General features: G+C 72.8%; 10 protein-coding genes and 1 pseudogene. 3 read left to right on the top strand and 8 right to left on the bottom strand.

The window, feature by feature from the left end; all coding sequences use genetic code 11:
- Positions 1-7: 7 nt before the first annotated feature.
- The gene (locus tag ACFQS1_RS14595; protein WP_378968074.1) at positions 8-940 is read right to left on the bottom strand and encodes a bifunctional riboflavin kinase/FAD synthetase; all 933 of its coding nucleotides are present in this window, start codon (positions 938-940) and stop codon (positions 8-10) included.
- A 95-nt stretch (positions 941-1,035) separates the two neighbouring features.
- Here ACFQS1_RS14595 and ACFQS1_RS14590 point away from each other — a divergent pair, with 95 nt between their 5' ends.
- Together ACFQS1_RS14590 and ACFQS1_RS14585 are read left to right on the top strand one after the other, a co-directional pair.
- Positions 1,036-2,925, top strand: a complete 1,890-nt coding sequence (locus ACFQS1_RS14590; protein ID WP_378968072.1) for a sensor histidine kinase — start codon at positions 1,036-1,038, stop codon at positions 2,923-2,925.
- A gap of 10 nt (positions 2,926-2,935) precedes the next feature.
- Positions 2,936-3,316: a response regulator gene (locus ACFQS1_RS14585; protein ID WP_378968070.1), complete on the top strand. Its 381-nt coding sequence runs from the start codon at positions 2,936-2,938 to the stop codon at positions 3,314-3,316.
- Between the two features lie 21 nt (positions 3,317-3,337).
- Here ACFQS1_RS14585 and truB read toward each other — a convergent pair whose 3' ends face one another.
- Both truB and ACFQS1_RS14575 read right to left on the bottom strand, forming a co-directional pair.
- Positions 3,338-4,198, bottom strand: a complete 861-nt coding sequence (truB, locus tag ACFQS1_RS14580; RefSeq protein WP_378968206.1) for a tRNA pseudouridine(55) synthase TruB — start codon at positions 4,196-4,198, stop codon at positions 3,338-3,340.
- A gap of 82 nt (positions 4,199-4,280) precedes the next feature.
- Positions 4,281-5,612: pseudogene (locus ACFQS1_RS14575) on the bottom strand (MATE family efflux transporter).
- Between the two features lie 560 nt (positions 5,613-6,172).
- On the opposite strand from ACFQS1_RS14575, the gene ACFQS1_RS14570 reads away from it, so the two are divergent.
- The gene (locus ACFQS1_RS14570) at positions 6,173-7,438 is read left to right on the top strand and encodes an alpha-amylase family glycosyl hydrolase (RefSeq protein WP_378968068.1); all 1,266 of its coding nucleotides are present in this window, start codon (positions 6,173-6,175) and stop codon (positions 7,436-7,438) included.
- Between the two features lie 95 nt (positions 7,439-7,533).
- Here ACFQS1_RS14570 and ACFQS1_RS14565 read toward each other — a convergent pair whose 3' ends face one another.
- The 5 genes from ACFQS1_RS14565 to infB all read right to left on the bottom strand — a co-directional run bounded on the left by ACFQS1_RS14565 (position 7,534) and on the right by infB (position 14,066).
- Positions 7,534-8,568: a DHH family phosphoesterase gene (locus ACFQS1_RS14565; protein WP_378968066.1), complete on the bottom strand. Its 1,035-nt coding sequence runs from the start codon at positions 8,566-8,568 to the stop codon at positions 7,534-7,536.
- On the bottom strand, positions 8,565-9,065 hold the full coding sequence (rbfA, locus tag ACFQS1_RS14560; protein WP_378968064.1) for a 30S ribosome-binding factor RbfA: 501 nt from the start codon (positions 9,063-9,065) through the stop codon (positions 8,565-8,567). Before rbfA ends, ACFQS1_RS14565 begins: the two co-directional genes overlap by 4 nt.
- A 455-nt stretch (positions 9,066-9,520) precedes the next feature.
- On the bottom strand, positions 9,521-9,814 hold the full coding sequence (locus tag ACFQS1_RS14555; RefSeq protein WP_378968062.1) for a DUF503 domain-containing protein: 294 nt from the start codon (positions 9,812-9,814) through the stop codon (positions 9,521-9,523).
- Positions 9,815-9,847: 33 nt separating this feature from the next.
- A complete protein-coding gene (locus tag ACFQS1_RS14550) occupies positions 9,848-10,870 on the bottom strand; it encodes a TRM11 family SAM-dependent methyltransferase (RefSeq protein ID WP_378968060.1) in 1,023 nt (340 codons plus the stop codon).
- A gap of 127 nt (positions 10,871-10,997) precedes the next feature.
- Positions 10,998-14,066 (bottom strand): translation initiation factor IF-2, encoded by a 3,069-nt coding sequence (infB, locus tag ACFQS1_RS14545; RefSeq protein WP_378968058.1) that lies wholly within the window; start codon positions 14,064-14,066, stop codon positions 10,998-11,000.
- Positions 14,067-14,079: the final 13 nt, after the last annotated feature.

Raw genomic sequence — 14,079 nt, 5'->3', positions numbered from 1 at the left:
CAGGGGGTCAGCGGAGGAGCGCGCGGGTCTCCTCGACGTCCTCGCGGATCTGCGCGACCAGCGGCTCGATGCCGTCGTAGACGCGCTGCTCCCGCAGGTGGGCGACGAAGTCAAGACTGACCCGCTCGCCGTACAGGTCGCCCGCGAAGTCGAGCACGTAGGCCTCGACCCGGCGCTCGCGGCCGGAGAAGGTGGGGTTGGTGCCGATCGACACGCTCGCCGCGAGCCGGCCCGCGTGCTCGCCGCCGCGGATCATCCAGGCCGCATAGACGCCGTCGGCCGGCACCGCCGCGTACCGGTGCACCATCAGGTTGGCCGTCGGGAAGCCGATCTCGCGCCCGCGCTGGTCGCCGCGCACCACGACGCCACCCAGGCGGTGGGGCCGGCCGAGCGCCGCGGCCGCGGCCCGCACGTCACCGGCATCGACACAACTGCGGATGTACGTCGAGGAGAACACCACCCCGTCGGCCGAGACCAGCGGCGCGTCCTCCACGGTGAAGCCGAACGAGCGCCCGAGCCGGTCCAGCAGCGCGACGTCGCCGGCCGCCTTGTGCCCGAAGCGGAAGTTGTCGCCGACCACCACGACCGCCGCGTGCAGCGCCTCGACCAGCACGTCGTGCACGAAGGCCTCGGCCGGCAGGCGGGAGAAGTCGGGGGTGAACGGCACCACGCAGAGCGCGTCGACACCCAGCTGCTCGATCAGCTCGGCCTTGCGCACCGCCTCGGTGAGCACCGCCGGGTGCGAGCCCGGGCGCACCACCTCTGCCGGGTGCGGGTCGAAGGTCATCACCACCGACTGGAGCCCGAGGTCGCGAGCCCGCTTCACGGTGTGCCCGATGATCGCCTGATGGCCGCGGTGCACCCCGTCGAAGACGCCGATCGTGACGACCGACCGGCCCCACCCGCCGGGCACCGCCTCGTAGCCCCGCCACCGCTGCATTCCTGCCGCCCTCCTCGGTTCTCGGCACAGCGTATCGGGCAGCACTCGCGACCTAGGTCTGCCCCAGCGCCCGAAACGCTACGATTGAGCCCGATATGCCCATCGAGTGGAGCCCTCTCGTCCTGCTCGCGGCGGAGTTCACCTTCGCGGTGTTGTTCCTGCGCGCGCTCGGCGGCTACCTGCGCCGGCGGGATTCCCTCCAGGGCAACGTCACGCTGGTCTTCCTGCCGTGCGCGATCGTCTTCGGCTTCGACATCGCCCGGCGGATGGGCGGCGACGTGCCGGCGTGGGCGCCCCTCGTCTCCACCACGATCCTGCTCGGCCAGCCCTATCTGACGCTGCGGCTGGCCGCCCGGCTGCGGCACGTGCCGCGCTGGCTCGACCGGCTGCTGCTGTGCGCGTTCGTGGCGCTGGCCGTGCCTATCGTCCGGGAGGACCGCCCGCTGGACACCCGCGCGCTGGTCGCCGTCGTGATCGGGTTCAGCATCAGCGAGGCCGTGCCGGCCGCCCTGCTCTATGGCAAGGCGCGCACCCGCGCGGGCGCGAACCGCGCCCGCCTGATGACCGCCGCCGCGGCCACCCTCGCCTTCGCCATCATGATGATCTTCATCGGGCTGAACAGCGTCTGGGTCGGCCACCCCGCCGTGCTCGCGTTCAGCCGGGTGCTCGCGCTGGCCAGCGGCGTCGGCTACCTGGTCGCCTTCCTGCCGCCGCGCTGGCTGCGCCGGGCCTTCTCGGCCAGCGCCGCGCACAGCGTGACCGAGCACCTGCTGCGCACCTCGGTCCAGTCGTCCACCGAGGTGTGGCAGCTCTACGCCGAGCTGATGCGTGAGCAGACCGGCGCCGACGCCGTCGCGGTCTTCATGCCCCGCTCCGACGGTCAGCTCGCGCAGACGGCCTTCGCCGGCCCGCCCATGCCCGGCCATCCGGAGCTGGACGCCGAGGAGCTCACCGCGCTGATCCCGGCCGGGCGGCAGGCGCGCCTGCACGAGAGCGCCCCGGCCCTGGTGGCCCACTACGGCGACAACCTGGGCGAGGGCTTCGTCACCGTGCTGAGCATGCCCGTGCCCCCCGATGTCGAGGGCGCGGTGCTGCTGTTCAACCGGCACCGCACCCTGTTCAGCGACGACGACCTGCGGCTGCTGGCGGCGCTCGGCGGCCAGGCCGGCATCCTCGCCGAGCGCCAGGCCGTCGCCGAGACCCTCAGCGCCTCGGTGGCGGCGCTGACCCGCGCCAACCAGGCCAAGAGCGCCTTCCTGGCGAACATGAGCCACGAGCTGCGCACCCCGCTCAACGCGATCATCGGCTTCAGCGACCTGATGCGCGTCGAGGAGCCCGAGGGCGACCGGCGGCGCGTCCCCGCCGAATGGGTCGACCACATCCACACCAGCGGCCGGCACCTGCTGGGCCTGATCAACGACATCCTCGACCTGGCCAAGGTCGAGGCCGGCCACCTGGAGCTGCGTCCCGCGCCGCTGCGGGTGGACATCGCCGTGACGGAGCTGCTGACCGGCCTGGCGCCGCTGTTCAAGACCAAGCACATCGAGGTACGCACCGACCTGCCCCCGGTCACCGCGATGGCCGACCGGGTTCGCTTCCGCCAGATCATGGAGAACCTGCTCTCCAACGCCATCAAGTTCACCGAGCCGCACGGCCACGTCACGGTCGCGGCCCACCGGTCCGACGACGACGCGTACGTGACGGTGGCCGACACCGGAGTCGGCATAGCGCCCGCCGACCAGGACCGGGTCTTCGAGGAGTTCCAGCAGGTGGGCGACCCGGACCGCCGGCGCGCCGGCACCGGCCTGGGGCTGGCCCTGACCAAACGCCTGGTGGAAGCGCACGGCGGCGAGATCACCCTGGTCTCCGCCCTGGGCGAGGGAAGCGCCTTCACCGTCCGCCTGCCGCTGGCCCCGCACGACGACCTCCCCGCCGCGCACCACCCCACGAGCCGTACCCGGCACCCCGCCCCGCAACGGGGCTGAAGGAGTCACGATGAGCACCATCCTGCTGGTCGAGGACGAGGAGCTGAACCGCACCCTGGTCAAGGCCGTCCTGTCCCGGTCCGCCGACCCCGTGGTCCGCGACGCCACGGTGGTCGACGCCATCAGCCTGGCCGCCGCGCGAACTCGGATAGCCGCCGATCACATAGACCTGATCCTGCTGGACATGAACCTCCCCGACGGCAACGGCCTGACCCTGGCCCGCGAGCTCTCCGAATCGGATGCGCCCAAGCCGACGGTCGTGGCCGTGACGGCCAGCGTCCTTCCCCAGGACCGAGCCGCCGCCCTCGAGGCCGGCTGCGACGACTTCCTGGACAAGCCGTACGCGGCCGCCGACCTGATCGCCACCATCGCCCGCCATTTGAACCCGTAGGGACAGGCGCCGGGGCGGGCGTCAGGCCGGGGCGAGGACGATCTCGGCTCGGGCGCGGCCCTCGCGTTCCGAGACGATGGCCAGCACCTCGCCCGCCGGGTCGAAGACCGCGTACGGCCCGGCGATGCCGGCCGGCGCGAGCGGGCCGCCGTGGCTGAGCACCCGTGCCTCGTCGGCGGTGGCGGTGCGCTGCGGGAACGCTTGCCGGGCCGCCTCGGCCAGGGACAGCCCGACCACGTCGGGCGCGCGCTCCGCCAACTCGTCGAGCGTTACCGCCTCGGCGAGCGTCATCCGCCCCACCGCGGTGCGCCGCAGGGCGGTCAGGTAGCCGCCGACGCCGAGCGCCGCCCCGAGATCCCGGGCGATCGCCCGGATGTAGGTGCCCGACGAGCAGTCCACGTCGATGTCCACGTCGACGACCTCGCCGGACTCCGTGTCGGCGCGCCGGATGTCCCGCACGTCCAGGCGGGAGATGGTCACGCGGCGCGGCGGCAGGTCGACGGCCTCGCCCTCGCGGACGCGCTTGTAGGCCCGCTTGCCGTCCACCTTGATCGCGCTCACCGCGCTCGGCACCTGGTCGATCTCGCCACGCTGCGCGGCCAGCCCCGCGTGGATCGCCTCGCCGGACACGGCCGCGACGGCGGCGGCCGGCGCGATCGCGGTGACGTCGCCCTCGGCGTCGTCGGTGATCGTCGACTGGCCGAGGCGGATGGTGGCGGCGTAGCTCTTGGTGGCACCGATCACGTACGTCAGCAGGCGGGTCGCCCGATTCACCCCGATGATCAGGACGCCGGTGGCCATCGGGTCGAGCGTGCCGCCGTGACCCACCCGGCGTGTCTTCGCCAGGCGGCGGATGCGCGCCACCACGTCGTGCGAGGTCATCCCCGCCGGCTTGTCCACCACGATCAGACCGTCCGCGCTCACCCGCCCACCTTAGGGTTGGCGCCCCGTCGCCGTGCGCGGGTCACGCCGTGCGGGTCGCGCCGAGCACCGCCCAGCGTCCCGAGCGCCAGCGCCACACCGTCGTCGCGAAGCGGATCAGGATGAACAACCCCAGGCCGGCCCAGACGCCGCCGAGCCCGAGGTCGAGGGCGTAGGCCAGCCAGACCGCCGGCAGGAAGCCCAACAACGCCTAGGCGAGCGTGAGATTACGCAGGTAGCGCACGTCGCCGGCGCCGATCAGCACGCCGTCGAGCGCGTAGACCACGCCCGCGAACGGCATCAGCCCGACGAACCACGGCCACACGATCGCGGCCTGCTCGTGCACCGACGGATCGGGGGTGAACCAGCCCGGCACCACCCCGGCGCCGGCCGCCGCGAGCAGCGCGAACGCCACGCCCGCGAGCCCGCCGGCGATGGTCACCCGGCGGGCCACGTCGCGGGCCGCCTGCCCGTCGCCGCCACCCAGGGCCGCGCCGACCAGCGACTGGGCGGCGATCGCCACCGCGTCGAGGGCGAGCGCGCTGAAGAACCACAGTTGCAACGCGATCTGGTGGGCGCCGACCGCCGCGACTCCGAAGCGTGCCGCCACCGCGGTCGCGGAGAGGAAGCAGGCTTGGAAGGCGGCGCCCCGGATCAGCAGGTCGCGACCGAGCTTCACCTGTTCGAGGATGATCCGGGGCCGGGGCCGCAGCGCGCGGGTCTCCCGGATCAGCGCGACCAGGAAGCAGCCGCCCGAGACGCTCTGCGCGACGACGTTGGCCACCGCCGAGCCGGTCAGTCCCCATCCCACCGGGTAGACCAGCACCGGGCACAGGATCGCGGAGAGCACGTTCGCGCCGAGCACGAAGAGCAACGGCCGCCGGGTGTCCTGCACGCCGCGCATCCAGCCGTTGCCGGCCGCGGCGAGGAGCAGGCCGGGCGCGCCGAGCGCCGCGATCCGCAGCCATCCGGCCGCGGCGTCCGCGATCGCGGGATCACCCGAGAGGGCGGCGGCAAGTGGTCCGGCGCCGGCTTGGGCGAGCAGTGCCATGAGTACGCCCACGGCGAGCGCGAGCCACGACGTCTGGACGCCCTCGACCACGGCGGCGGCCCGGTCCCCGGCGCCGAAGCGGCGGGCGGCCCGGCCGGTGGTGCCGTAGGCCATGAGGGTGCCGAACCACGCGGCCACCGACATGACGGTGCCGCTGACCGCGACGGCGGCGAGCGGGATCCGGCCGAGGTGGCCGACGACGGCGGTGTCGACGAGCACGTAGAGCGGTTCGGCGGCCAGCACCACGAGAGCCGGCACGGCGAGCCGCACGATGCCCCGCGCCGTGGGTGGCGCGGCGCCGGCACTCGCGCTGGTGCTCGCCACGGCGGCGGTGCTGCCGGTGCTGGCGTCAGCGGGCGCCGGAGTGGCGTCTGCCGCGGATGACGGCCGGGCAGGCGGGCTCATGGGTAGTCATGATGCCCGCCCGGTCGTAAGGATCGCAAATGAGTTGAGTGCTTACGCCCCTACTGCCGGGTGTCCAGCGAGGTCTGCAGGGCGCGGCGCGCCTGCTCGCGGGCTTCGTCGGTGGGCTGGGGCTTCGGCTTGGCAGCCATGATCGTGGTTCCTCCACGGTGCGTGGGGCGCGGCAAACGGACACGCGCCCAGCGAATCGGTCGAGCGGGGCGTCACAGGGCCGGTCCGGGGTCGCCGGACGCATGGCGAAGGTGACGCGGCCCGAGTCGGTAAACCCGGGTGGCTCGAGGTGTCGCGGCGGGCGGTGGTCACGACCCGCGCAAAACCAAATCACCGTTAAGGACCAAACTATCGTTCAGGTCGCGGGATCGAGACGTCGTTCCCACCTTGCGAGACAAACGACGGACACCCGACAGCTACCCGCCGGTCACCTGCAACGGTTCATCAACTGCGGAAAACGGGAGGCGCGCATGCGCTGGTCCGACCACGCCATCTGGTGGCACGTCTATCCCCTGGGCTTCCTCGGCGCCGAGAAGTCGGCGGTCCCGGAGCCGCGGCACCGGCTGCCCGAGCTGGCCGGCCGCCTCGACCACCTGCTCGAGCTGGGCTGCAACGGACTGGCGCTCGGCCCGGTCTTCGCCGCGGAGACGCACGGCTACGACACCGTCGACCACTTCCGGGTCGACCCCCGCCTGGGCACCGAGGACGACCTGCGCGACCTGATCGACCGGGCCGCGGCCAAGGGCGTACGCGTCGCTCTTGATGGTGTTTTCAACCACGTCGGCCGAAGTTTCCCGCGGTTCGCCGACGCAGCGCGCGGCGGCGCGGCCTACGCCGACTGGTTCGTCCGCGACGGAGACGACTTCCGCACGTTCGAGGGACACCGACAGCTGGTGGCGCTCAACCACGAGAACCCGGCCGTGGCCGACTACGTCGCCGGCGTCCTCGACCACTGGCTGGACCGCGGCGTCGACGGCTGGCGGCTGGACGCGGCCTACGCGGTGCCGCTGCCGTTCTGGCGCACGGTCACCGATCGGGCCCGCGCGAAGCATCCCGACGTGTGGTTCTCCGGCGAGGTGATCCGTGGCGACTACACGTCGTACGTCACCGAGGGCGGCCTCGACACGGTCACCCAGTACGAGCTGTGGAAGGCCATCTGGAGCTCGCTCAACGACGTCAACCCGCACGAGCTGGCGTGGGCCCTGGGCCGGCACAACGACCTGCTGGCGACGTTCGCGCCGCAGACCTTCGTCGGCAACCACGACGTCACCCGCATCGCCAGCCGCCTCACCGAGCCGCGCCACCTGCCGCACGCGCTGGCCGTGCTGTTCACCGTGGGCGGGATCCCGTCGGTCTACTACGGCGACGAGCGGGCCTGGCGCGGCGTCAAGGAGGAGCGCGAGGGCGGCGACGACGCGGTCCGCCCGGCCTGGCACGACGGCGGCGACGAGGAGATCCAGCGCCTGCATCAGCTGCTGATCGGCATCCGCCGGCGGCACCCGTGGCTGGTCCGCGCCACCACCGAGGTGCACTCGCTGGGCAACGGCGTGCTCTCCTACACGCTGGCCGGCCCGGAGGGTCAGGGCGTGGCGGTCGCGCTGAACTTCGGCGACGCCCCGGCGACCGCCGAGCTGCCGCCCCGGGCCTGGCGGGCCGAGGCCGGCGACCCGAACGCCGACCTCAGCACGGGCAAGGTCGCGCTGGCGCCGTTCGCGTGGACCGTGGCGACGGCGTGACCCGGGCCCGGCAGGTCAGCCCGGCGGTCGCGGCAGAGCCGTGACCGGGCGCCCGGATCGCGTCGTGACGCGGGATCGTTCCGCCGAGACGTACGTCAAATGAGGTTTTGATCGAGAAGTTGCCGGACCGAATCGATCACCTCGCCCGGCGTTCCGCGCCCGGTGAAGCCCGCCGCCAGCCGGTGGCCGCCGCCGCCCAGGGCGACCGCCACCTTGCTCACGTCGACCGCGCCCTTGCTGCGCAGCGACACCGCCCACTCGCCGTCGCCGGACTGCTTCACGATCACGGCGACATCCGCCTCGGCCACGCCGCGCACCGGGTCGATCAGCGTGTCGAGCACGTAGGGGCGCTGGCCGTAGCGGGCCAGATCATCCTGCGTCGCGTAGGTCCACACCATGCCGCGGCCGCCGGCGGCCGTCGGGTCGAGCGCGGCCCGGCCCAGCACCTCGCCGACGAGTTTCATCGCCCCGAACGGCCGGGTGTCGAAGATCTGCCGCGAGATGTCGCCAGGGCTGAGGCCAGTGGCGATCAGGCGCGCGGCGAGCTCGTGCACGGCCGGCGTGGTCATGTCGAACTTGAACGAGCCGGTGTCGGTCGCCAGCGCGACGTAGAGGCACTCCGCGATCTCGGCGTCCAGCGGCACGCCGAGCCGGGTGAGCAGGCCTTCGACCACCACCGACGTGGCCGCCGCGCGAGGGTCGACCAGCTCGATCCGGCCGAAATGGGTGTTCGACGCGTGGTGGTCGAGCACGATCACGCATGGCGCGGCGAGCAGGCGGGCGAGGTCGCCGAGGCGCGATTCGGCGGCGACGTCGAAGGTCAGGACCACGTCGGGGCTGGGGTAGGCCGCACGCTGCGGCACGAGAAGATCAAAACCGGGCAGGCTCTGGTACGGCGTGGGCACCTCGAACTCGCCCGGAAACGTCGCCCGCAACCGCGTGAAGCCGAGCCGCCGCAGGCCGAGGGCGAACCCGAGCATGCTGCCCAGCGCGTCCCCGTCGGGGTTCACGTGGCAGATGAGCTGGATCTCGTCGCCCTCCGGCCCCGGAGTGAGCCCGCGGACCGCCTCGACGGCCGCGGCCCACTCCGCGTCGGTCACTCCCCCGGGCGCACCCGAGGGTGTCGTCACCCGAGGTCCTCGCGCGCGCCGACCCGCTCGGCGCCCTCGTCACCCTGGCCGGCCTCGTCACCCTGGCCGGCCTCGTCGTCCTCGTCCTCGCTCTTGTACGGGTCGGGGTCGCCCGCGTACTGCTTGCCGGCGGCGAGGCGCTGGACCTCCTCGTCGCGCAGCCGGGCCTCGGCGAGCAGGTCGTCGATCTCCTTGGCGTGGTCCTGCACGTTGTCGAGCACGAAGGCGAGGCTCGGCGAGTGCCGCAGGCCGAGGGCGTGACCCACCCGGCTGCGCAGCATCCCCTTGGCGCTCTCCAGCGCGGCCGCGGTGGCCGCCTGCTCGGTCGGGTCGCCCAGGACCGTGTAGTAGACGGTGGCCTCCCGCAGGTCGCCGGTGATCCGGGCATCCGTGATCGTCACCATGCCGAGCCGGGGGTCCTTGATCTCACGCACCAGCGACGCCACCAGTTCCCTGACGCGCTCCGCATGCCGACGCGTCTTGGCCGGGTCCGACATATCGCCCACCTCCGACTGTGAATCCCGCGGGCCCAAACTCTCCCGCACCAACCGTTGAAGCGTAGCCGAGCTGAGCTGGCTGAGCTGGCCGGCTGAGCTGGCTGGCGTCGCCTCCGGCGCCGCGGGCGATCGCCCCTTCGGGGCTGACGAGCAGCCAGGCGATTCCGCGGCACCGCAAACCCCGCGGCGACGCGAAATCGACTGTCTCCTCATCAGCGGGGCGATCGCTGAGCTGGCTGGCGTCGCCTCCGGCGCCGCGGGCGATCGCCCCTTCGGGGCTGACGAGCAGCCAGGCGATTCCGCGGCACCGCAAACCCCGCGGCGACGCGGAATCGACTGTCTCCTCATCAGCGGGGCGATCGCTGAGCTGGCCGGCGTCGCCTCCCGCGCCGCGGGCGGTGTGCTCGCGGGCCTCGAAGACGCGGAGCGCGGTGACGTGCGCGCTGCCTGGGCGCTCAGTCGTCGTCTCCGTATAGGCGCCGCTTTACCGATAAGAGGTCGATCTCGGGGCGGCCGGCCACCTGGTTTTCGCAGGTGTCGATCACGGTGCGGGCCTGCGCCGGGTCGGGTGCGACGACGGCGACGCCGATCTGGGCGCGGCCGTGCAGGTCGTGGAAGCCGACCTCCGCCACGCTCACCTCGAACTTCCGGAGCATCGCGATGATCGGGCGGACGTAGGAGCGCTTCTGCTTCAGCGACCGGGAATCGCTCGGCAGGAGCAGGTCGAACACTGCGGTCTCGGTAAACATCGCGAGCACCGTACCGCCGGGGTGCGACAGAAATCAGCCGACTTTCCGGGCCACCAGGACGTCCCGCTCGATGCCCTGATCCACCCGGTGCGCGAGCGGCTCGTGGCGGACGATCTCCAGGCCGTTGGCGAGCAGGATGTCCTCGGCGAGCTCCCGCCGGGCCACCTTGGTGTTCCACGACAGCCCAAAGGCGCCGCCCCGCCGCACCAGCGGCAGCCAGTGCGGCACGGCCCGCTCGAGCAGATCGAGCGGGCTGCGGGTGATGCCGCCGTGGTCGTCGTAGCTGCCGTGCGCCACCCCGTACGGCAGGTCGGCCACCAGCACGTCCGCCACGCCCCCGCGCAGCAGCCCGTCCAGCTGGGTGGTGTCGGCCTGCAGGACGGTGACCTTCTGCACCGCGCCGGCCTTGTGGTCGTCCTTGCTGGCGGCCATGGTCACCTCGAGCCGCCGGGCGGCCCGGCGGCCCTGCCGGCGCACCGGGACCAGGTCGGCGGTGTGCTTGAGGCGCTTGCGCTTGAGCCACGTCTGCAGGAACAACTTGTACGCCTCGACGTCCTTCCCGTCGATCTCCACGCCCACCGCGTCGTAGCCGTACATCAGCGCCTGGTTGAGCGTGGTGCCGCGGCCGCAGAGCGGGTCGAGCACGGTGAGGTGGCCGTCGAGCATCCGGCCGGCCGAGGCGGACGCGAGCAGCGTGAGATTGAGGACCAGCTTGGTGAACTGCTCGTTGGTCTTGCCCGCGTACTTCGGGATGGTGATCAGGTCGCTGTCGTACCGGGCCAGCGGCGTGAGCTCCACCGGCCGCAGCAGGTCACCTTCCCGGGCGAACAGCGCATAAGCCGACGACAAGTTCGAGATGTACGAAATGTCCCGCGAGGTCAGCGCGCCCTCGAAGGTCAGATACTCGACCCCGCCCAAAATTGCGTCCGATATATCCGACATGTCAGCGGCGAGCACCGACCGGAACGCGGCCAGCTCAGCCCGCGCGAGGCGAGCGGCCTGATCGGCATAGACGCGGTTGGCAGAGGGCGCGAGCAGCAGGGCGTACCGGGACATGGCTGCCATCTTGGCAGGCAGCGCGACAGACCCAGCAAGCGCGCCCCACCCCGGGCCCGGCCCGGCAGACATGCGAAAGCCCCCGGCCCGCGCTTTCCGCGGACCGGGGGCTCCCACCATGCTCGAATCAGCTACGCGGCTTCTCGCGCATCTCGAAGGTCTCGATCACGTCGCCGACCTGCGGCGTGCCGAACCCGCTCAGCGTCAGACCACACTCGAAGCCCTCGCGGACCTCGGTGGCGTCGTCCTTGAACCGGCGCAGCGAGCTGATCGTGACGTTCTCGGCCACCACGACGCCCTCCCGCAGGATGCGGGCCTTGGCGTTGCGGCGGATGAGACCGCTGCGGACCAGACAACCGGCGATGAGACCGATCTTGGACGACCGGAACACCTCGCGGATCTCCGCGGTGCCCTGCTCGACCTCCTCGTACTCCGGCTTGAGCAGGCCCTTGAGCGCGGCCTCGATCTCCTCGATGGCCTGGTAGATCACGCTGTAGTAGCGGATCTCCACGTTCGCCCGGTCGGCCATCTCCTTGACCTTGTTCGAGGCCCGGACGTTGAAGCCGATGATCGTGGCGGTGGCGTCCGAGGACGCCGAGGCCAGGTTCACGTCGCTCTCGGTGATCGCACCGACGCCGCGGTGAATGACCTTGAGCTGGATCTCGTCCGGAATCTCGATCTTGAACAGCGCGTCCTCGAGGGCCTCGACCGAACCGGACGAGTCGCCCTTGATGACCAGGGTGAGCGAGGTCTTCTCGCCCTCCTTGAGCTGCTCCATGAGCGTCTCGAGGGTCGCCTTGGTACGCGAGTTGGCGAAGCTCGCCGCGCGGCGGCGGGCCTGCCGCTGCTCGGCGATCTGCCGGACCGTGCGGTCGTCCTCGCCGGCGAGGAACGTGTCGCCCGCGCCGGGCACCGAGGTGAGACCGAGCACCAGCACCGGTCGCGCCGGCAGCGCCTCGGCCACCTGGTTGCCGTTCTCGTCGAGCATGGCGCGGACGCGGCCGTGCGCGCCGCCCGCCACGATCGAGTCGCCGGCTCGCAGCGTGCCCTTCTGGACCAGCACGGTCGCGACCGCACCACGGCCCTTGTCGAGGTGCGACTCGACGACCGCGCCCTGGGCCGCCCCGTCGATCGGAGCGGTCAGCTCCAGCGACGCGTCGGCCGTCAGCAGCACGGCCTCGAGCAGGTCGTCGATGCCGATCCCGGGCTTGGCGGCCACGTTCACGAACATCGTCTCGCCGCCGTACTCCTCGGCGAGCAGGCCGTAGTCGGCCAGCTGCTGGCGCACCTTCTCCGGATTGGCGTCCGGCTTGTCGACCTTGTTGACCGCGACCACGATCGGCACCTCGGCGGCCTTGGCGTGGTTCAACGCCTCGACCGTCTGCGGCATCACGCCGTCGTCGGCGGCCACGACCAGGATCACGATGTCGGTCACCTGGGCACCACGGGCACGCATGGCGGTGAACGCCTCGTGACCCGGGGTGTCGAGGAAGGTGATCGCCCGCTCCTCGCCGTTGTGGTCGTAGTGCACCTGGTAGGCGCCGATGTGCTGGGTGATGCCACCCGCCTCGCCGGCGACCACGTTGGTCTTGCGGATCGCGTCGAGCAGCTTCGTCTTACCGTGGTCGACGTGACCCATGACGGTCACAACCGGCGGCCGGGAGACGAGGCGATCCTCGGCGACCTCGGCGTCGAGGTCGATGTTGAACTGCGCGAGCAGCTCGCGGTCCTCGTCCTCGGGGCTGACGATCTGCACGTCGAAGCCCAGGTGCTCGCCGAGCAGCTGCAGGGTGTCGTCGCTGCAGGACTGCGTCGCCGTCACCATCTCGCCCAGGTTGAACATCTCCTGGACCAGCGAGCCGGGGTTCGCGTTGATCTTCTCGGCGAAGTCGGAGAGCGACGCGCCACGGGACAGCCTGATCTCCTGGCCGTTGCCGCGGGGCGCGCCCGAGCTCATGGCCGGAGCCGACAGGTTGTCGAACTCTTGACGCCGCTGCTTCTTCGACTTGCGGCCACGGGTCGGCCGGCCACCCGGACGCCCGAAGGCGCCCGCGGCGCCGCCGCCACGGCCACGACCGCCGCCACCGGGACGACCCGGAGCACCGGCGCCGACCGGACCGCCGCCGCCACCACCGGGGCCGCCGCGGTAGCCACCGCCACCGCCACCGCCACCGGGGCCGCCGCGGTAGCCACCGCCACCACCGCCACCACCGCCACCGGGGCCGCCGCGGTAGCCAGCGCCACCACCGCCACCACCGCCACCGGGACGGAAGCCGCCACCGGCGCCACCACGGCCGCCGCCGGGACCACCGGGACGACCGGCGCCGCCACCGCCACCGCCCGGGCCGGGACGGCCGGGACGCTGCGCGGGCATGGACGCGGGGCTGGGCCGCGGCGGCATCGACGCCGGGCTCGGCCGCGGCGGCATGCCGGGCTGGTTGGGCCGCGGCATCGCCGACGGATTGGGCCGCGCGGCCGCACCGCCGGAGACACCGAACGGGTTGTTGCCGGGACCGCGGGCCGGCGGGCGCGGGGCGCCACCGGCCGGGCCCGGACGGGGACCGCCGGGCGTGCCCGGGGTGGCCGGACGTCCGCCGGCCGCCGGGGAACCCGGGCGGGGCGGAACGGAGCCGGGACCCGGACGCGGGCCGCTCGGGCGACCCTCGGCAGGCGGCTGCTGGGCGCGACGCTCGGCGTCGCGGGTGCGGGCGGCCTGCGCGGCCTTGACCGCGGCCTCCTGCTCGGCCTTGAGCGCCGAGGCACGCGCCTCGGCCGCCGCGACCTCGATGTCGTGGGCGCTCGCCGGCTTGGCGACCGGACCGGGCGTGGGGCCCGGACGGCTGGGGGCCGGCGGCTTGGGACGCGCGAACGAGCCGGTCGACGGCGCCGGGGACGTGGGCGCGCTGGGCGCGTCCGCGGCCGGAGCGGTGGGCCGCCGCGGCCGCTGTGGCCGCGCGCTGGTCGGAGCCGGCCGTTCCCGGGCGGGAGCCGGGGCGCTCGACGCGGACGCGGCGGGCGCCGCCGCGGGGGCGGAACCGGCCTCGAGGGCGCCACGCAACCGCCGGGCCACCGGGGCCTCGACCGTGCTGGATGCGGATTTGACGAACTCGCCCATCTCTTTGAGCTTGGCGAGAACGGTCTTGCTGTCGACCCCGAGCTCCTTCGCGAGCTCGTGTACGCGGGCCTTGCCTGGCACTGCACTCCTCACT

This window comes from Paractinoplanes rhizophilus (assembly GCF_042664765.1).
GTDB lineage: Bacteria > Actinomycetota > Actinomycetes > Mycobacteriales > Micromonosporaceae > Actinoplanes > Actinoplanes rhizophilus.
Note: the sequence above shows the minus strand (reverse complement) of the source record. Positions and strands in the feature narration are given on the sequence as shown.